Here is an 18444-nt window from a genome sequence, read left to right as displayed (position 1 = left end):
CCATAGCGGCTTTGAGATGGTGGGTAAAACGATCAGGAGGAAGACGTGCAATGAACAGGCTCGATGGCAAGGTGGCGTTCCTGTCCGGTGCCGCGCGCGGCATCGGTGGTGAGGCGGCGAAGCTCATGGCGAGCGTCGGCGCGAAGGTCGCGATCGGCGACGTGCTCGAGGAGCGCGGGCGGCAGACCGTGAAGGAGATCGAGGCTGCGGGCGGCCAGGCGCTGTTCGTGCCGCTCGACGTGACGCAGGAGGCGAGCTGGACCGCCGCCCTCGATGCGACGGTCAAGAAGTTCGGCGGCCTCGACATCCTCGTGAACAATGCCGGCATCTTCGTCGGCAAGGGTGTCGAAGAAGCGTCGATGGACGAGTGGCACAGGCTCGTCGCCGTCAACCTCACGGGCGTGGTGCTGGGCACGAAGATCGCGCTGCCGCACCTCAAGGAACGCGGGGCGAAGAGCGTGCATGGATCGGCGATCGTCAACCTCGCCTCGGTGGCGGGCCTCGTCGGCTCGCAACTCGATCCGCTCTATTCGCTGACCAAGGGCGGCGTGACGCTATTCACCAAGTCGACGGCGCTGGAGTTCGGCCGCAAGGGCTATCGCATCCGCGTGAACTCGATCCATCCCGGCGTCATCGACACCGACATGGGCCAGCAGACCTTCGCGATGCGGGCGCGCGCGCTGGGCACCAACGACACGGAAGCCACGCGCAAGACGTCGCTCACGATGCATCCGATCGGCCGGCTGGGTGTGGCCGAGGACATCGCCAAGGGCATCGTGTTCCTGGCGTCCGACGATGCGGGCTTCATGACCGGCTCGGGCCTCGTCGTCGACGGCGGTTACACGGCCCAGTGACTCAGGGCCAGTAGCTCAGAAGATGCCGGCGGCGAGGCCGGCCGCCATGGCGGCGCCCAGCTCCTCGCACTGGTCGACGAAGGCGGGTTGCCAGGGGCCCTTGCACAGCAGCGGCTCCTGGACGGAACGCCAGCGCAGGCCGGTCAGGATCGTCTCGACACCGCGGCGCGTGCCGGTACCGTCGCTGCCGGCCCGGATGTAGAGGGCGCAGGGCATGCCTTGCGTCTTCTCCAGGCAGGCATTGTAGCTGCGGTCGAAGAAGTCCTTCAGGGCGCCGCTCATGTAGCCCAGGTTCTCGGGCGTGCCGAGGATCACCGCTTGCGCGGCCAGCACGTCCTGCGGGCCGGCCTGCAGCGGGGCGATCACCCGGACGTCGATTCCCGTTTCGCTGCGCGCGCCGCGTTCCACGGCGTCACGCAGGGAAAGCGTGTTCTCCGACGGGGCGTGCGCCACAATGAGCAGCCTTTTCGACATGGAGGGGGTTCTACCCCACGCTGACATGCTCAAGAAACTCCTGATCGCCAACCGCGGCGAGATCGCCATTCGCATCGCCCAGGCCGCCGCCGAACTCGGCATCGCGACCGTGGGCATCCACTCGGAGGACGACGCGACCTCGCTGCACGTCCGCAGGGTGGACGAGGTGCGCCCGCTCAAGGGGCGCGGCGCAGCGGCCTATCTCGACATCGCCGGTGTGATTGCGGCCGCGAAAGACGCGGGCTGCGACGCGGTGCATCCGGGCTACGGGTTCCTGTCGGAGAACGCTTCCTTTGCCACGGCCTGCGCCGAGGCGGGGCTGGTCTTTGTCGGTCCCACGCCGGAGCAGCTCGACCTGTTCGGCGACAAGGCGCGCGCCCGCGCCCATGCCGGCAAGAACGGGGCGCCGGTCCTGTCGGGCACCGACAATGCGGTCGACGCGGCGGGCGTGAAGACGTTTTTCGCCAAGCATCGCAAGGCCGGTATCGTCATCAAGGCGATCGCGGGCGGCGGCGGGCGCGGCATGCGGATCGTCACGCAGGAAGGCGAGATCGACGAGGCTTTCACGCGCGCCTCGGCCGAGGCGCAGGCGGCTTTCGGCAACGGCGCCCTCTATGCCGAGCGGCTGATCGCCCGGGCACGCCACATCGAGGTGCAGATCGTAGGAGATGGCAAGGGCGGCATCGCCTCGCTCGGCGAGCGCGAATGCACGATCCAGCGCCGCAGCCAGAAGATCGTCGAACTGGCGCCCAGCCCGAACCTCGCCGAGGCAATGCGCGGGCAGATCGTCGACTCGGCCGTCACGATGGCGAAGGCGGTGAACTATCGCAGCCTCGGCACCTTCGAATTCCTGGTGGACGATGCGGCGCCGGACTTCTTCTGCTTCATCGAGGCCAATCCGCGCCTCCAGGTCGAGCACACCGTCACCGAGGAAGTGTGGGGCGTCGACCTCGTGAAGACGCAGTTGCGTTTGGCGGGTGGTGCGTCTCTCGAGGAGACCGGCGTTGGGCAGGCGTCGCCGCGCGGCCACGCCATTCAGCTCCGGGTGAACATGGAGACCATGACGGCCGACGGTTCGGCCAAGCCGGGGGGCGGGACGCTCACGGCGTTCGAGCCGCCCTCGGGGCCGGGCATGCGCGTCGACACCTATGGCTATGCGGGTTATCGCACCAATCCCAACTTCGATTCGCTGCTCGCCAAGGTGATCGTGCACGCGGCCGATTTCGAGGGCGCGCTGCAGCGGGCCGAGCGGGCGCTGGCGGCATTCCGGCTCGAAGGCGCGCCTTCGAACATCGCCTTCCTGCGCGCCCTGATCGCCCATCCCGATTTCCGCGCCGACAAGGTCCATACGCGCTTCGTCGACGAGCAGGCTTCGGCTCTGATCGAAACGGCCGGCAAGCTGAGCGGCGGCCTCTATTTCGAGGGCGCGACGCCAGCGGGATCACCCGCATTGTCGCCACGGCAGGCCGGCGCGCGGGTCGACAGCGTCGATCCCTTGGCGGTCCTGGCCTTTGGCAAGGCGAAGGCGGAGACGGCGTCGCGTGCGCCCGAAAGCGACGCGCCGGACGGCACGGTCGCCGTGCCCGCACCGATGCAGGGCACGATCGTGAGCCTCTCGATGAAGGAGGGCGACGCGGTGGCGGCGGGCCAGGCATTGCTGGTCATGGATGCGATGAAGATGCAGCACGAGATCCGCAGCCCCGTGCGGGGCTATGTGAGGCGCATCGCGGTCGAGGCCGGCGAGACGGTCTATGAGGGCCATTCGCTGCTGTTCGTCGAGGAGGCCGAGGTCGAGGTGAAGGGCACGGCGGTCGAGGAGGCGATCGACCTCGACCATATCCGCCCCGACCTCGCGGAGTATTTCGAGCGCCGCGCCCTGACGCTCGACGAGAAGCGGCCGGAGTCGGTGGCGCGCCGGCGCAAGACCAACCAGCGGACCGCGCGCGAGAATCTCGACGACCTCGTCGATCCCAACAGCTTCGTCGAGTACGGTGCCTTTGCCATCGCTAGCCAGCGCACACGGCGGACGATCGAGGACCTGATCGAGAAGACTCCGGCCGACGGGCTGATCACCGGCATCGGCCGGGTCAACGGATCGCTGTTCGGGCCGGAGCGCAGCCGGGTCGCCGTCGCCCACTACGACTACACGGTGCTGGCCGGTACGCAGGGCAAGAACAACCACCACAAGAAGGATCGGCTGTTCGAGATCGTCGAGAAGCAGCGCATCCCGCTCGTCTTCTTCACCGAGGGCGGCGGCGGCCGGCCGGGCGACATCGACGTGCAGTCGGTCGCCGGTCTCAACACCATGGCCTTCCATATCTTCGGACGCCTGAGCGGCGTGGCGCCTCTGGTCGGCATCAACTCGGGCCGCTGCTTCGCCGGCAATGCCGCGATCCTGGGCTGCTGCGACGTCGTGATCGCCACGAAGAACTCGACGATCGGCATGGGCGGGCCTGCGATGATCGAGGGCGGCAACCTCGGCGTCTTCTCGCCCGAGGAAGTCGGGCCCATGAACGTGCAGGTGCCCAACGGCGTGGTCGACATCGCGGTCGAGGACGAGGCGGAAGCCATCGCCGTGGCGAAGAAATACCTCTCCTACTTCCAGGGCGCGCTGCCCGAGTGGCGCGCGGCCGACCAGCGCCTGCTGCGGCGGGCGATCCCGGAGAACCGGCTTCGGGTCTATGACGTGCGCGACGTGATCGCCACGCTGTGCGACGAGGACTCGGTGCTCGAAATACGCCGCGCCTTCGGGCCCGGCATGGTGACGGCGTTCGGCCGCATCGAGGGCAAGCCGCTCGGAATCGTGGCCAACAATCCGGTGCATCTGGCGGGTGCCATCGACAGCGACGGGTCGGACAAGGCCGCGCGCTTCCTGCAGCTCTGCGACGCCTACGACATTCCGATCCTGTTCCTGTGCGACACGCCGGGCATGATGGTCGGGCCCGAGATCGAGAAGACCGCCCTGGTCCGCCACTGTTCGCGCCTGTTCGTGACCGGCGCCAACCTCACCGTGCCGTTCGGCACCATCGTGCTGCGCAAGGCCTACGGGCTGGGCGCGCAGGCGATGGCGGGCGGTTCCTTCCATGCGCCGGTCTTCGCCCTGTCCTGGCCGACCGGCGAGTTCGGCGGCATGGGGTTGGAAGGCGCCGTTAAGCTCGGCTTCCGCAAGGAGCTCGAGGCGGTGAGCGATCCGGCCGAGCGCCGCGCCCTGTTCGAGAAGATGGTCGCAGCTGCCTATGCGCGCGGCAAGGCGCTGAGCACCGCGACCTACTTCGAGGTCGACGAGGTGATCGATCCCGCCGATTCGCGGCGCTGGATCGGCACCGCGCTGCTCGAGGCCAAGCCGCAGCCGCCGCACAGCCACAAGAAGCGGCCGAACATCGACACGTGGTGACGGCTGTTCGCTGTAGGCTCTTCGACCGAGAATTACCGACCGACCTCATCCTGAGGAGCCGCGCATAGAGCGGCGTCTCGAAGGATGGGCAACAAACATGGTGCTCGCGCCCATGCTTCGAGACGGCTGCGCAGTTTACCCCGAGGTATTCGAGGGGCAGCCTCCTCAGCATGAGGTTGTTGGTGAACTTCAGATAACAGACGCCAAAGAAAAAAGGCCCCTCGAACGAGGGGCCTTTCGTCTTCTCGAGGACGTTACTGCGCGATCCAGAACGTGTCCGGCTGGTAGAGGCCGATGTACCCGCCCGGATCCCAGGCGTAGTAGCCTTCCTTCGGGACGTTGCGGACCTTCGGACCGACCACGACCGGCTGGCGGACGCCGTTGACCGTGCCGATCGAGAAGACCTCGTCGGCATTGGTGGCGAGGATCTTGTCCCAGGCCTTGCGCCGTTCTTCCGGCGTGGCACCGGTTTCCCATTCCTTCACATAGTCGAGCAGCTTGCAGGCCGATTCGAGATCGCACTTCTCGCCCTGCTTGCCCTTGGATTCCACGAACATGCCCCAGCGCGACCATTGCAGGCCGCCCAGCATGGTCGGCGCGAACTCCTTGGGGCTGGTGTTGACCGTGGGCACCGCCGTCACCGCGCCGGCGAAGGCCGTCATGACGGCTTCACCCGAGAAGGTGCGCAGCCGGAAATTGTCGCGAGTCTGCGGCTTGGTCAGCATCTTGATGCCGATCTTCTTCCAGTTGTCGGCGATCAGCGCGAGCGCGTCGTTATCCTCGGTCTCCTCGCTGGAATGTTCGACGACGATCGTCGCCGGACGGCCATCGGGCAACAGGCGGAAGCCCTGGCTGTCCTTCTTGGTGAGACCGACCTCGTCCAGCAGCTTGTTGGCCAGCTTGGGATCGTAGTCCGCCCACTTGGTCGCATACTCGGGCTTGAACAGGTCGGAGCGCGGCATGATCGTGTTGTTGGAGGGCTTGGCCAAGCCGATATAGACGACCTGATTGAGCTCCTCGCGGTCGATCGCCAGCGAGAGCGCCCGGCGGAAGCGCACGTCGCGCATCAGCTTGCGCCACTCCTCGTCGTTGGCGGTGAGGTTGGGATAGAGCGCGAGCTGCGAGCCCGAGCCCGCCTCCCACAGGCGCACGTTCACGCCCGACGTCTGGGCGCTCTTCTGCAGGAAGGTATAGTCGCGCATGTTGAGGTAGCGCGGCTGCAGGTCGGCCTCGCCGAGGCCGGCCTTGGCCGGCACCAGGTTGGCGGCCGCCACCGTGAAGATCACCCGGTCGACATAGGGGAGTTGCTGCCCCTTCTCGTCGATGCGGTGATAGTAGGGATTGCGCATGTAGACGAAGCGCTGGGCCGGCGACGGGGTGGTGTTGACCCACGGATTGAGCGACGGCAGATCGATATTGTCGTTGGCGTACATCACGTCGTTTCGCCGGTAGATCGCCACCCAGTTCTGCTGGCCACCCTTGGCGGATTTCAGGATCTCGGCTTCCGGCGTGTACTTGGCGTGGAATTTCTTCAGGTAATGGGCCGGGCGGAACAGGAAGAGCGGGGCGGCGCGCGCCTGGCTCTCGATGAAGTACGGATTGGGCTTGTCCCACGTGTACTTGATGGTGAGCGGGTCGATGATCTCGACCTTGGGCGGTTGGCCGTCGACCATGAGCTCGACATTGGGGCCCCCCGAGGAGAGGTCCTTGTTGTTGGCGACGTCTTCCCAGAAGAAGCGGAAATCCTCGGTGGTGAAGGGCTGGCCGTCGGACCATTTGTGTCCGGCGCGCAGCTTGAACGTGAATTCGCGGCCGTCCTTCTCCTCGTAGCTCTCGAGAATGTCGGGCTTCAGCTTGAACTTGTCGTCGTAGATGATGAGGCGGGTGTAGCTGAAGATCGTCATCAGGCGCGTATCGCGCGCGCTGGCCACCAGCATGTTGAGCTGGCCGCCCTGCTGTCCCGGACCCTCGCCGCCGGCGAAATACTTCACGACCCAGGGCTGCTCGGGAACGCGCTTGTCGACCGGAGGCAGGGCGCCGGATTTCACCTGGTCGGCGAACATCGGCGTTTCCTTGAGCGCGGGCACGGGATCGGCGGCGAAGGCGGGCGCCGCCATCCAACCGAACACCAGTGCTGTCGTCAGAACGCGTCTCTTCATCTCAAGTCCTTCACCGGTTGCTCCCCCCGGAAAGCAGGCCGATCCTGCATGTTCCGCCGAGCGAATGCCCCACATCGATAAAATCGTCCACGGGCGTCATCGTCAATGCCTGCCGCCCGTGACGCCACGTTGACGTGACGTTTGAGACGCGCAAGAAAACCGTCCAGATAGAAAGATTCGAGGGAACGATGGCGAGCGGCCTGGAGAGCGAATTCGTAACGCTACACGAGATCGTAAAAGCGGCGAAAATCCGGCTTAATCCCAATATCTGGGATTATTTGATCGGGGGCACCGAAACCGAAACCACGCTGCGCCGCAACAGGCTGGCGCTCGACACGATCGCCTTCAAGCCGCGCGTGCTGCGCGATGTTTCGAAGATCGATCCGTCCTCCGAAATCCTCGGCAAGAAGATCCGCCTGCCCGTGATGCTGGCGCCCGTCGGATCGCTGGAATCCTTCGAGCCCGGCGGTGGCATCACCGTCGCCAAGGGCGCTGGCGCGAGCAACGTCGGGATGCTGATCAGCTCGGTGACGACCCTCAAGCTTCAGGACATCGTGAAGGGCGGCGCGGGCCCCAAGATCTACCAGCTCTATGTGCGCGGCGACGATGCCTGGGTCGCGGACCGGGTGAAGGAGGCGATGGACGCCGGCTACGATGCCTTCTGCATCACCGTCGATACGCAGGTCTACAGCCGGCGCGAGCGCGACATCGCCAAGCGCTTCGTGAAGTCCTGGCGTGCCGTGGCGACCGGCCAGGATCATCAGGCGGCCTTCTCCTGGAAGAACTTCATCGCCGTCCGCGACAAGTTCCCCGACGTGAAGTTCATGCTGAAAGGGATCGGCACCGGCGAGGACGCCGAGCTCGCCTGCCAGAACGGCGTCTGGGCGGTCTACTGTTCCAACCACGGTGGCCGCCAGCTCGATCACGGCCGCGGCTCGGCCGAAGTGCTGCCCGAGATCGTCGAGGCGGTTGCCGGTCGCGCCAAGGTGGCCGTCGACGGCAGCTTCAGCCGCGGCAGCGACATCGTGAAGGCGATCTGCATGGGCGCCGACTGGGTCGGCCTCGGCCGCCTCTACTGCTACGGCCTCGCCGCCGCCGGCGCCGCCGGCATCGAGCGCGTGATCGAGCTCCTCGAAGAGGAGATGAAGGAGGTGATGGGCCTGCTGGGCGTCACCTCGCTGTCGCAACTCGACAAGAGCTACATCGCCCGGAGCTGGCCCACCAACCTGACCGGCGTGCACAGTGCGTTCCCGCTGCTCAACCTGCAGGACGAGGGCTACTGAGCCCTCGTCGCTCTCTCATTGGAGCGCGCAACTCCAGTTGCGCTCAAGTGCATGAGCGCCACTGGAGTGGCGCGCTCCGTTGAAAAATTCTCGCGACTTAACCTCTTCCTACAAACGGCATCTTCGTGGCCATCACGGTCATGAACTGCACGTTGGCGTCGAGCGGCAGGCTGTCCATGTAGAGGATGGCGTTGGCCACCGCGGAGACGTCCATGCGCGGCTCGGCCATGGTCGTGCCGTTGGGCTGCAGCACGCCCTTGGTCATGCGATCGGTCATCGGCGATACGGCGTTGCCGATGTCGATCTGGCCGCAGGCGATGTCGTAGGCGCGGCCGTCGAGCGACGTCGACTTGGTGAGGCCGGTGATGGCGTGCTTGGTCGACGTGTAGGCCACCGAGAAGGGCCGCGGCGCATGCGCCGAGATCGAGCCGTTGTTGATGATGCGGCCGCCGCGCGGGGTCTGGTCCTTCATGATCTTGATGGCTTCCTGCGTGCACAGGAACGGTCCGGTCAGGTTCGCTGCCAGGACGCTGAGCCAGGTCTCGTAGGGCAGATCCTCCAGCGGCACGGGCGGAGCGCCGCCGCCGGCATTGTTGAACACCAGGTCGAGACGGCCCCAGGTCGCCTTCACCTTGGCGAACAGCGCCACGATGTCGTCGCGCTTGGTGACGTCCGTCGGCACGGCGAGCGCGTTGGGCGCATTGTTCCCGGCCATCGAAGCCGTCTCGTCCAGCGCGTCCTTGCGGCGGCCCGCCAGGGCTACCTTGTAGCCGTTGTTCAGCAGGGCGAGCGCCGAGGCGCGGCCGATGCCGCTGCCTGCGCCGGTGACGACTGCGATTTTTCCACTCATGGGTTCGTTTCCTCTCCTCGAAGGAGCGGACCCTAGCAGACCGCCGCCCCGCAGTTGAAGGGTGGCGCGCTAAGGCAACGTCGCGACGTAGGCCCGCCAGCCGCCCAGCGAGGTGATGTCCTTGGCGCCCTGCGTTGCATGCACCTCGCAGAGGAAGCCGGGAACCTCGGTGCCGTCGGCCAGGCTCACCGTGCCGAGACCGAGCGGGGCGGGGATCCGGCGCAGCAGGTCGCCGATCCGGTCGGCCGGAAGGCTCCAGACCTCCAGTTCGATGGCGCTGCCGCCGTCGGTCACGCGCACCAGGCCCGGCCGATGCGGCGGGCCTCCGGGCAGGGCGTAGAAGCGATACGCCGGTGCGGTCTTGCCGGCGCTCTGCAGACGCCCGCCGAGCTCCAGAAGCTGGCCGTTCAGGGGGAGGCCGCTCATATGCGCGCCGACCACGGCGATCGGCACGCGATCTTCCGTGACGGTGGGATCGTTCTCCGGCTGCGGCAGGCGGCTCATCGTCTTGCCGAGCGGCAAGGGCACCGCGCGTTGCCAGCGGGCGCCGAAGGCCAGCAGGGCGCGCTCGGCATTCGCACGGGAGATCAGGGTGATCCCGAACGGCATGCCGTCGGGGCGGAAGCCGGCCGGCACGGCAAGCGCCGACAGGCCGAAGAAGTTCACGAAGTTGGTGTAGTGGCCGAGATGCGAGTTGTAGAGAACCGGCTCGCGTTCGAGATCGGCCAGCTTGTAGATCGTGCCGGCCGTGGGCACCGCGAGGAAATCCAGCCCCTTCATCTCAGAGAAGGCACGCGCCTTGAGTTCGGCGAGCCGGTACTGGCCTTCGAACGCATCGACGGCGCTGTACTCGAGGCCGCTCAGCACGATCGCCCGTGTCGTCGGCCAGACGCCGGCGGTGTCGTCGGCGCCTTCCATGAAGGCACCGACGGCCGCGGTGCGCTCGGCGACCCAGGGACCGTTGTAGAGAAGCTGGGCGGCGTCGCGGAACGGGGCGTAGTCGATCTCGACCGGTGTGCCGCCCAGTCCCTTCAGCCGCTCGATCGATTGCGCATAGAGCGCGGCATAGGCGGCGTCGCCGAAGAACTCCGCGTCCTTGGTGCCGAGGATGCCGAAGCGGAAGGACCGTCCGATGGCAGGCGTTGCGTGCGGCTCGGCCGCGACGGCGAGCACGGCGTCGGCATCGGCGCAGGACAGGGCGAACACCGACGTGCAGTCGAGCGAGCGACAGGCCGGCACCATGCCTTCGTTGCTGAGCAGGCCGGGCGTGGGCTTCAGGCCCACGATGTTGTTGAAGCCGGCCGGCACGCGGCCCGATCCCGCGGTGTCGGTGCCCAGCGAGAAGCTGACGAGGCCGGACGAGACGGCGACGGCCGATCCCGAACTCGATCCGCCGGGTACATACGAGGCGTCGAATGGATTGCGCGGCACGCCATAGGGCGAGCGCACGCCCACCAGGCCGGTGGCGAACTGGTCGAGGTTCGTCTTGCCGATCACGATCGCGCCGGCTTCGACGAGCCGCCGCACGACTTCGGCGGAGTCCTTGGCCTCATAGGCGAAACCCGGGCAGGCCGCTGTCGTGACCATACCGGCCACGTCGAGATTGTCCTTCACCGCGAAGGGCACGCCATAGAGCGGCAGCCGCCCGATCTCGTCGCGTCGCGCGTCGAGCGAGGCAGCCTGTGCGCGCAGCTCGTCGTCGGAAGCGCGCGAGATCCAGACTTTGTCATCGCCCGCCTTTGCGATGCGCTTCAGCACCTCGTCGATGGTCTGTCGTACGTCGAGCGTACCGGCGCGATAGGCGCCGAGCAGCGCGTGAATCCCGAGGTCGAGAAAAGCTGTCATGTGAAGGTTTTAGACAACCAGTGCGTTGAATGCAGCCTCCAGATTCGCGCAGGCCTTGGCACGTTCCTTGCCTTCATGGCCAAGCGGGAAACACGGAGGCGAGGATGTGCCATGAAGCGTCGCTTGGCTGAAACGTCGGCCGGGCTGGCAATCCTGCGGGTTCTTCGGCAACTTCGGGCGGAACTGGGCGTGAGCTTCCGGCTCATGCGCCGCGATCTCCATGTCCTCTGAAGACCGTCATCCCGGTTGAATGAAAGAAGGAAGCGCATGGCCGAAGAGAAGCGTGACGTGACGCGCATGGTCGAGGAGGGCGCGAAGACCGCAGGCCTCACGATCGCGCCCGAGTATCTCCCCAACGTGATCCTGAACGTCGAGCGTTCGCTGATGATCGCGCGGCCGCTGCTCGAGCTGGACCTCGAGGACGATCTGATGTCGGCTCCGGTGTTCCGGCCATGAGCGATCCCCTGTCGAAGGCCGCGACCGCGACGGAGATCGCGGGCGCCGTGATGAGCGGCAAGGTCAAGGCCGCTGCCGTGATCGACGCCACCCTGAAGCGCATCGAGGCGGCGGAGCCCACGATCAACGCCTTCACCGACGTGGTTGCCGCGCGCGCCCGCCAGCGTGCGGCGGAGATCGACGCCGGCCTGCATCGCGGGCCGCTTCTGGGCGTGCCCTTCGCGGTGAAGAACCTGTTCGACATTGCCGGTCTGCCGACGCGCGCCGGCTCGAAGATCAACGTCGATGGCCCGAAGGCCGAACGCGACGGCGCGCTGGTGCGCAAGCTCGAAGCGGCCGGCGCGATCCTGGTCGGCGGCCTCAACATGGGCGAATACGCCTACGACTTCACCGGCGAGAACGCCCACTACGGACCGTCGCGCAATCCGCACGATCCTACGCGCATGTCGGGAGGATCATCCGGCGGCTCGGGCGCGGCAGTGGCGGCCGGGGAAGTCCCGCTGGCGCTGGGCTCCGACACCAACGGCTCGATCCGGGTTCCGTCCTCGCTCTGCGGCCTGTTCGGCCTGAAGCCCACCTATGGACGGCTGAGCCGTGCCGGGTCCTTCCCCTTCGTGGATTCGTTCGACCATCTCGGTCCGATCGCCCGCTCGGCCGAGGATCTGGCGCTGTCCTTCGATGCCATGCAGGGCTGGGATTCGGACGACCCGGTCTGCACCGACCGGCCGGCCGACCCGAGCCTGCCGCGCCTGATCGAGGGCGTCGAGGGGCTGCGCATCGCCGTTGCCGGCGACTATTTCGCCAAGGGCGGCGAGCCCGAGGCGTTCGAGGCCGTCGCGACCGTGGCCAAGGCGCTGGGGGCCACGAAGACCGTCGTGCTGTCGCAGGCGGCGGCGGCGCGCGCGGCGGCCTATGTCATCACCGCGATCGAAGGCGCGCAGCTCCATCTGCCGCGGCTGCGCACGCGGCCGCATGATTTCGATCCCGACACGCGCGACCGCTTCATGGCGGGTGCCCTGCTGCCCGGCGCCTGGTACGTGAAGGCCCAGCGCTTCCGCCGCCAGTATCGCGCCCACGTGCTGAAGCTGTTCGAACAGGTCGACGTGATCCTGGCCCCCGCCACGCCGTGCACGGCGCCCAGGCTCGGCCAGACCATGATGAAGCTCGACGGCGTCGAGCTGGCGGTGCGCGCCAATCTCGGCCTCTACACCCAGCCGATCTCCTTCATCGGCCTGCCGGTCGCGGTGGTGCCGCTGCAACGTCCCGGTGGCCTCCCCATCGGCGTGCAGCTCATCGCCAAGCCCTACAACGAACAGGCCGCGCTGCGCGTGGCCGCCCATCTGCAGAAGCTCGGCGTCGCCGCCGCGCCGCCCGCGTAAGGAGTTCACATGGAGATCAATATCCCGGAAGTCGTCGCCGAGGTGACGGCCGCGTTCAATCGTTACGAGGCGGCGCTCAACAGCAACGACGTCGAGGTGCTGGACGAACTGTTCTGGAAGAGCCCGCACACGCTGCGCTACGGCGTCGGCGAGCAGCTCTACGGCTACGATCAGATCGCCGCCTTCCGCTCGGGCCGCAACCCGCAGTTCGTGCCGAACCGCGACCTGCTGAAGCTCTGGATCGTCACCTACGGCCGCGACTTCGGCACGGCCAACTGCGAGTTCCAGCGGCACGGCGCGGCCAAGCCCGGCCGGCAGAGCCATACCTGGATGCGCACGCCCGACGGCTGGCGCATCGTCGCCGCGCACGTCTCGCTGCTGGGCGAAGCGACGCCGATGAAGAGCTAGCAGCCCGTTGAAGACGTCGGAGTCGAGGCGATAAACGAAACAAACGAAATAAACGAAACAACTGAAACGAATGTCGCACCCCCCGAATCCCGGGTCGTGGCGGTCGTCGGCGCAATAATATTGCGCGTTGACACTCCTGAAGGGATTATTTCCACCGTCCGCTAGGTTCTTTCTGCCCCCTCCCGGCTTAAGCTCGCGGCATGAACAAGCTTCTCCTGACGCATGCCCCGCTCGCCCGGCGGCAATATTACGGGACCCGCGCCCTCACGCGACTGCAGGAGCTGGTCGAGGTCGTGCTGCATGAAGGCGAGGCGCCGCTCGATGCGCAGGGCGTGATCGGCATGGCGCGCGGCGTCGATTTCATCGTCGCCGATCGCGCGACGGCGATACCGGCGATCGTGTTCGAAAGCCTGCCAGGGCTACGCGCGGTGATGCGCAGCGCCATCGACATTCGCAATATCGACGTCGCGGCGGCCACAAAGGCGGGCGTGCTCGTGACACAGGCGGAGGCGGGCTTCGTTCCGTCGGTGGTGGAACTCACGCTGGGGTTCCTGGTCGATCTGTCGCGCGGCATCACGCGGGCGGCGACGGCCTATCACGAAGGCCGCATGCCGGAGATCAAGGTCGGTCGACAGCTCGGCGGCTCGACGGTCGGGATTATTGGCTACGGCCGCATCTCGCGCGCGCTGGCCCCGGTGCTGGCCCAGCTCGGCATGACCGTGCTGGTGTCCGATCCCTATGCCCAAGTCGACGATCCGCGTTACGTGAAGTTGCCGATGGAGGATCTGTTGGCGAAGGCCGACTACGTAATCTGTCTCGCCATCGCCAACGAAGAGACCGAGAACCTGCTGGACGCGGCAGCCTTCGCGCGCATGAGGCCGGACGCCTTCTTCATCAACATGTCGCGCGGCAACCTGGTCGACGAAGCTGCCCTCGCGGAGGTTCTGCGTGCGGGAGGCATTGCCGGCGTCGCCATGGATGTCGGACGCGCACCCGACCAGATGCCGTCGCCCGAGCTGGCGTGCCTGCCCAACGTCATTGCGACGCCGCATATCGGCGGTCTGACGCCGCCCGCTAGCGAAAGCCAGGCGATGGACACGGTCCGTCAGGTCGAGGCATTGGTGAAGGGGGAGGTGCCGCCGGGCGCGGTCAATCTTGCGCGCTGGACCCGCCGGGGTTGAAAAGCCCTGCCGCCGGGCGCATGTGCAGTGCATGCGCACACCGAAGGATCTGATCGCCGTCCATGTCCCGTCCGAGGATCTGGGCGACTACAATCTCACCCAGACCGGATGGTATGCGATGGACGACGGTGGCCATGTCATCATCGGGCCGTTCGAGAGCCTCGCCCAATGCGACCGGGCGATGCGCGACCGGCTGCAGCAACAGAAATCCTGAGCCGGCGCGGATAATCGTCCCGGCTTAGTTGCCGGGACCGCGCTCCATCGAGAAGGGCTGCCAGCGCTGCAGCTTGGACTTCTCCAGCACCATCGGATTGACGCAGGCACGCGGCCACTTGCCGCCCAGGACCAGGGCGAGTTCGGCGCCGACGCGGCGCTTGCGCGCGGGATCGAAGCGGCTCGAGGCCGAGGCGACGTGGGCGGTGAGGATCACATTGTCCATGCCGAGCAGCGGGTTGTTGTGGCCGACCGGCTCGGTCTCGAGCACGTCGAGGCCGGCGCCGGCGATCCAGCCCTCCTGCAGCGCCTTGATCATCGCCGGCTCGTCGACCGTCGAGCCGCGGCCGGTGTTCACGAACAGCGCCGTCTTCTTCATCTGGCGGAAATGCTGTTCCTTCATCAGGTGATGGGCGTCCTTGGTGCCGGGCGCGTGCATGCTGACGATGTCGGAACGCTGCAGCAGCTCGTCATAGCCGACCGGCTGGACGCCGTAGTCGGACATCACCAGCTCCTCGATATAGGGATCGTAGGCCAGCATCTGGAAGCCGAACGGCGCGGCGCGCTTGGCGACGGCGCGGGCGACGTGGCCGAACGAGATGAAGCCCAGCGTCATGCCCATGAGGCGCGGGAACTGGTAGAGATGCGGCCGGCCCTTGGCCCATTCGCCCTTGCGCACCATCTGGTCCTGCACCACCAGGCGCCGCCAGCTGGCCAGGATCAGGGTCATGGCATGGTCGGCCACTTCCTCGATGAAGGTGTCGGGCACGTTGGTGACCGGGATGCCGAGCTGGGTGGCCGCATCCACATCGACTGAATCGACGCCGACGCTGCCCAGCGACACGACCTTCAGCTTCTTGGCCGCCTCGATCACCTTGGCGGTGATGCGCGGGCGGCCCTTGCCGTAGATGGCGTCGGCATAGGCCACCGCCTTGATGAGCTCGGCCTCGTCGCCCGAAACCTCGACGATTTCCGCGCCGATGGGCCCAAGCGTCTCCATTTCCAGCGAATGATCGGTTTTTCCCGGTCCCGTCGTCACGATCTTGAAACGCGCCACGTGTTGTCTCCTCCGTCGATTTGGCGGCACTCTATCGCAATCCCGCCGCCGTCCAACCTCGGTGAATGAACATGCCTGCGTCCAAGAATGTCCTGTTGATCGTCGTCGACCAGTGGCGCGGGCTGATGCTGCCCAAGCTGGGCGCGGACTATCTGAAGCTGCCCAATCTCGACCGGCTGTGCGCCGAGGGCGTGACGTTCCGCAACCATTTCACCCAGGCCGTACCCTGCGGCCCGGCGCGGGCCAGCCTGCTGACCGGCCAGTACATGATGAACCATCGCGCGGTGCAGAACACGATTCCGCTGTCCTCGCGCTTCACCAACCTGGCGCACGAGCTGCGGCGCGGCGGCTACGATCCCGCGCTCGTGGGCTATACGACGACGACGCCCGATCCGCGCCAGACGGCGCCGAACGACCCGCGCTTCTTCGTGCTGGGCGACATCATGGAAGGCTTCCATTCGGTCGGCGCCTTCGAGAACCGAGACGCCTACTTCGGCTGGATCGCCAGCCAGGGCTTCGAGCTGCCGAAGACCCGCGAGGATATCTGGTTGCCGCAAGGCGCGCCGGGTGCCGGCGCGACGGGCCGGCCGGCGGTCATCCCGAAGGAACTGTCGGACACGGCCTGGTTCACCGAGCGCGGGCTCGATTATCTGCGCGGGCGCGGCGGCAAGCCCTGGTTCCTGCATCTCGGCTACTACCGGCCGCATCCGCCGTTCATCGCGCCAGAGCCCTACAATTCCATGTATCGCCCCGAGGACATGCCGAAGCCGATCCGCGCCTCGTCCGCGGCGGAAGAGGGCAAGCAGAACGCACTGCTCGACTACTATGTGCGCAACATCAAGCAGGCGAGCTTCTTCCAGGACGGGCAGGCGCTCGGTTCGGACATGACCGAGGCCGAAGTGGCGCAGATGCGCGCCACCTATTGTGGCCTGATGAGCGAGATCGACGATCATCTGGGCCGCGTCTTCGACTATCTGAAGGAGACGGGCCAATGGGACGATACGCTGATCGTCTTCACGTGCGACCATGGCGAGCAGGGCGGCGACCATCACCTGCTGGGCAAGATCGGCTACTTCGACGAATCGTATCGCATCCCGATGGTCATCCGCGATCCGCGGGCCGAGGCAAACGGTACCCGTGGCACGATCGTCGACCGCTTCACCGAGACGATCGATACCATGCCGACCCTGCTCGACTGGATGGGGCTGCCGGTGCCGCGCCAGTGCGACGGTCGCTCGCTGCTGCCCTTCTGCGAAGGCACGGTGCCGGCCGACTGGCGCACCGAGGTCCATTACGAATTCGACTTCCGCGACCTTCATTACACCAAGCCTGAATCGGCGCTGGGTGTGCCGATGGACAAATGCTCGCTCGCCGTCGTGCAGGACGAAAAATTCAAGTACGTGCACTTCGCGGCCCTGCCGCCGCTCCTGTTCGACCTCGAAAAGGACCCCGGCCAGTTCGTCAACTGCGCCACCGATCCGGCCTATGCGGCCACGGTCGCCGACTATGCCCGCAAGATGCTGGACTGGCGGCTGGGCTATGCCGAGCGGACCCTCACCGGCTATCGCGCCACACCGCAGGGGTTGGAGGTGCGCGCGGCCTGAGCCGGCGCTAAGCTTGGCGGTATGAAAGAGGAAACGTACCGCCGTCCGGCTGCAGGGCATCACCCGCCCAATCTCTCGCCGGCCTACAAGTCCACGGTCAGCCGCTCGCCTTCGAAGCCGGCGATCGTGCTGCCGCATACTTTGTCCGAGATCACCGGGCCGTTGCTGCGCGAAGAGCGGCTCGATGCCGGCGAGAACGATCTCACGCGCCGGCGTATGGGCGAGCCGCTCGGCGAACGCATCATCGTGCACGGTCGCGTCCTCGACGAGGACGGCAGGCCAGTCCCTGAGGCGGTGGTCGAGATCTGGCAGTGCAACGCGGCCGGTCGCTACCACCATCCCGGCGACCAGCACGACGCGCCGCTCGATCCGAATTTCTACGGCGGCGGGCGTGCCCGCGCCGACGCCGACGGCAACTACAAGTTCATCACCATCAAGCCCGGCGCCTATCCGTGGGGCAACCACCACAATGCCTGGCGGCCGGCGCACATCCATTTCTCGCTGTTCGGGCCGGCCTTCGCCACGCGCCTGATCACGCAGATGTATTTCCAGAACGACCCGCTTCTCGCTTTCGACCCGATCTACAACTCGGTGCCGGAAGGCGCGCGGGAACGGCTGCAGGCCGCCTTCGACATGGACACGACGCAACCCGGATGGGCGCTGGCCTATCGTTTCGACATCGTGCTGCGCGGTCGCCATGCCACGCCGATGGAGAATCCATGAGCCGGGCGCTGACGCCATCGCAGACGATCGGTCCGTTCTACTTCGGCACGGTCACCAATGCCTATCGCCAGGACCTGGCGATGCCCGGTGTCGCCGGGGACAGGATCGAGATCGCGCTGACCCTGCACGACGCCGAGGGCGCAATCGTGCCGGACGGCCTGCTCGAGATCTGGCAGGCCAACAGCCACGGTCGCTACAACCATCCCGAGGATCGCCGCAACCTGCCGCTCGATCCCGGGTTCGAAGGCTTCGGTCGGGCGTCGACCGACACGACGGGATGCGCGCGCTTCGCCACCGTGAAACCCGGCCGCGTGCCGTGGCCGGCCGGCGGCCTGCAGGCGGCGCACATCAACATCTCGGTGTTTGCCCGCGGCGTCCTCAATCGTCTCGCGACGCGCCTCTATTTCGACGGCGATCCGGCGTTGGCCGAGGATCCTGTGCTGAAGCTCGTCGATCCCGCGCGGCGCGCCACCCTGATCGCGACTCGCGACGAGGCGGGCGTCTGGCGGCTGCCCCTTTATCTCGGCGGCCCCAACGAAACCGTCTTCTTCGACTGCTGACCGC

Annotated in this window: 16 protein-coding genes; 11 read left to right on the top strand and 5 right to left on the bottom strand. The window is 66.7% G+C overall.

What is annotated here, in order from left to right; translation table 11 throughout:
* Positions 1–50: 50 nt before the first annotated feature.
* The gene (locus tag ACP15H_RS18685; RefSeq protein ID WP_425067658.1) at positions 51–854 is read left to right on the top strand and encodes an SDR family NAD(P)-dependent oxidoreductase; all 804 of its coding nucleotides are present in this window, start codon (positions 51–53) and stop codon (positions 852–854) included.
* Positions 855–869: 15 nt separating this feature from the next.
* Here ACP15H_RS18685 and ACP15H_RS18680 read toward each other — a convergent pair whose 3' ends face one another.
* The gene (locus ACP15H_RS18680; RefSeq protein WP_425067657.1) at positions 870–1328 is read right to left on the bottom strand and encodes a flavodoxin family protein; all 459 of its coding nucleotides are present in this window, start codon (positions 1326–1328) and stop codon (positions 870–872) included.
* A 25-nt stretch (positions 1329–1353) separates the two neighbouring features.
* Between ACP15H_RS18680 and ACP15H_RS18675 the strand changes: the two genes are divergently transcribed.
* Positions 1354–4722 carry a carboxyl transferase domain-containing protein gene (locus tag ACP15H_RS18675; protein ID WP_425067656.1) on the top strand — a complete coding sequence of 1123 codons (3369 nt, stop codon included), beginning with the start codon at positions 1354–1356 and terminating at the stop codon, positions 4720–4722.
* A gap of 254 nt (positions 4723–4976) precedes the next feature.
* Here the strand turns inward: ACP15H_RS18675 and ACP15H_RS18670 are convergent, their stop codons facing one another.
* Positions 4977–6881: an ABC transporter substrate-binding protein gene (locus ACP15H_RS18670; protein WP_425067655.1), complete on the bottom strand. Its 1905-nt coding sequence runs from the start codon at positions 6879–6881 to the stop codon at positions 4977–4979.
* Between the two features lie 188 nt (positions 6882–7069).
* Here ACP15H_RS18670 and ACP15H_RS18665 point away from each other — a divergent pair, with 188 nt between their 5' ends.
* Positions 7070–8164: an alpha-hydroxy acid oxidase gene (locus ACP15H_RS18665; protein WP_425067654.1), complete on the top strand. Its 1095-nt coding sequence runs from the start codon at positions 7070–7072 to the stop codon at positions 8162–8164.
* 97 nt (positions 8165–8261) lie between these two features.
* Here the strand turns inward: ACP15H_RS18665 and ACP15H_RS18660 are convergent, their stop codons facing one another.
* Together ACP15H_RS18660 and atzF are read right to left on the bottom strand one after the other, a co-directional pair.
* A complete protein-coding gene (locus ACP15H_RS18660) occupies positions 8262–9014 on the bottom strand; it encodes an SDR family oxidoreductase (protein ID WP_425067653.1) in 753 nt (250 codons plus the stop codon).
* A gap of 69 nt (positions 9015–9083) precedes the next feature.
* Entirely contained in the window at positions 9084–10859 is a 1776-nt protein-coding gene (gene atzF, locus ACP15H_RS18655; RefSeq protein ID WP_425067652.1) for an allophanate hydrolase, read from the bottom strand.
* A gap of 267 nt (positions 10860–11126) precedes the next feature.
* Here atzF and ACP15H_RS18650 point away from each other — a divergent pair, with 267 nt between their 5' ends.
* The 5 genes from ACP15H_RS18650 to ACP15H_RS18630 all read left to right on the top strand — a co-directional run bounded on the left by ACP15H_RS18650 (position 11127) and on the right by ACP15H_RS18630 (position 14497).
* Complete coding sequence (locus tag ACP15H_RS18650; protein WP_425067651.1) at positions 11127–11315, top strand: AtzG-like protein; 189 nt, start codon at positions 11127–11129, stop codon at positions 11313–11315.
* Positions 11312–12694, top strand: coding sequence for an AtzE family amidohydrolase (locus ACP15H_RS18645; protein ID WP_425067650.1), 1383 nt, complete (start codon positions 11312–11314; stop codon positions 12692–12694). The genes ACP15H_RS18650 and ACP15H_RS18645 overlap by 4 nt, the downstream gene beginning before the upstream one ends.
* Before the next feature lie 9 nt (positions 12695–12703).
* Positions 12704–13102 (top strand): oxalurate catabolism protein HpxZ, encoded by a 399-nt coding sequence (gene hpxZ, locus ACP15H_RS18640; protein WP_425067649.1) that lies wholly within the window; start codon positions 12704–12706, stop codon positions 13100–13102.
* Between the two features lie 200 nt (positions 13103–13302).
* Entirely contained in the window at positions 13303–14283 is a 981-nt protein-coding gene (locus ACP15H_RS18635; protein ID WP_425067648.1) for an NAD(P)-dependent oxidoreductase, read from the top strand.
* A 31-nt stretch (positions 14284–14314) separates the two neighbouring features.
* On the top strand, positions 14315–14497 hold the full coding sequence (locus tag ACP15H_RS18630; RefSeq protein ID WP_425067647.1) for a hypothetical protein: 183 nt from the start codon (positions 14315–14317) through the stop codon (positions 14495–14497).
* Positions 14498–14521: 24 nt separating this feature from the next.
* On the opposite strand, the gene ACP15H_RS18625 is transcribed toward ACP15H_RS18630, so the two are convergent.
* Positions 14522–15553, bottom strand: a complete 1032-nt coding sequence (locus ACP15H_RS18625) for a C-terminal binding protein (protein ID WP_425067646.1) — start codon at positions 15551–15553, stop codon at positions 14522–14524.
* A 71-nt stretch (positions 15554–15624) separates the two neighbouring features.
* Between ACP15H_RS18625 and pehA the strand changes: the two genes are divergently transcribed.
* Genes pehA through pcaG form a run of 3 tightly spaced genes read left to right on the top strand, consistent with a single transcriptional unit; the run spans position 15625 to position 18440 of the window.
* The gene (gene pehA / locus ACP15H_RS18620; protein WP_425067645.1) at positions 15625–17157 is read left to right on the top strand and encodes a phosphoric/sulfuric ester hydrolase PehA; all 1533 of its coding nucleotides are present in this window, start codon (positions 15625–15627) and stop codon (positions 17155–17157) included.
* 21 nt (positions 17158–17178) lie between these two features.
* Positions 17179–17880: a protocatechuate 3,4-dioxygenase subunit beta gene (pcaH, locus tag ACP15H_RS18615; protein ID WP_425067644.1), complete on the top strand. Its 702-nt coding sequence runs from the start codon at positions 17179–17181 to the stop codon at positions 17878–17880.
* Positions 17877–18440: a protocatechuate 3,4-dioxygenase subunit alpha gene (gene pcaG, locus ACP15H_RS18610; RefSeq protein ID WP_425067643.1), complete on the top strand. Its 564-nt coding sequence runs from the start codon at positions 17877–17879 to the stop codon at positions 18438–18440. The genes pcaH and pcaG overlap by 4 nt, the downstream gene beginning before the upstream one ends.
* Positions 18441–18444 lie beyond the last annotated feature (4 nt).

Source organism: Reyranella sp. (assembly GCF_965249915.1).
Taxonomy (GTDB): Bacteria; Pseudomonadota; Alphaproteobacteria; order Reyranellales; family Reyranellaceae; genus Reyranella.
Note: the sequence above shows the minus strand (reverse complement) of the source record. Positions and strands in the feature narration are given on the sequence as shown.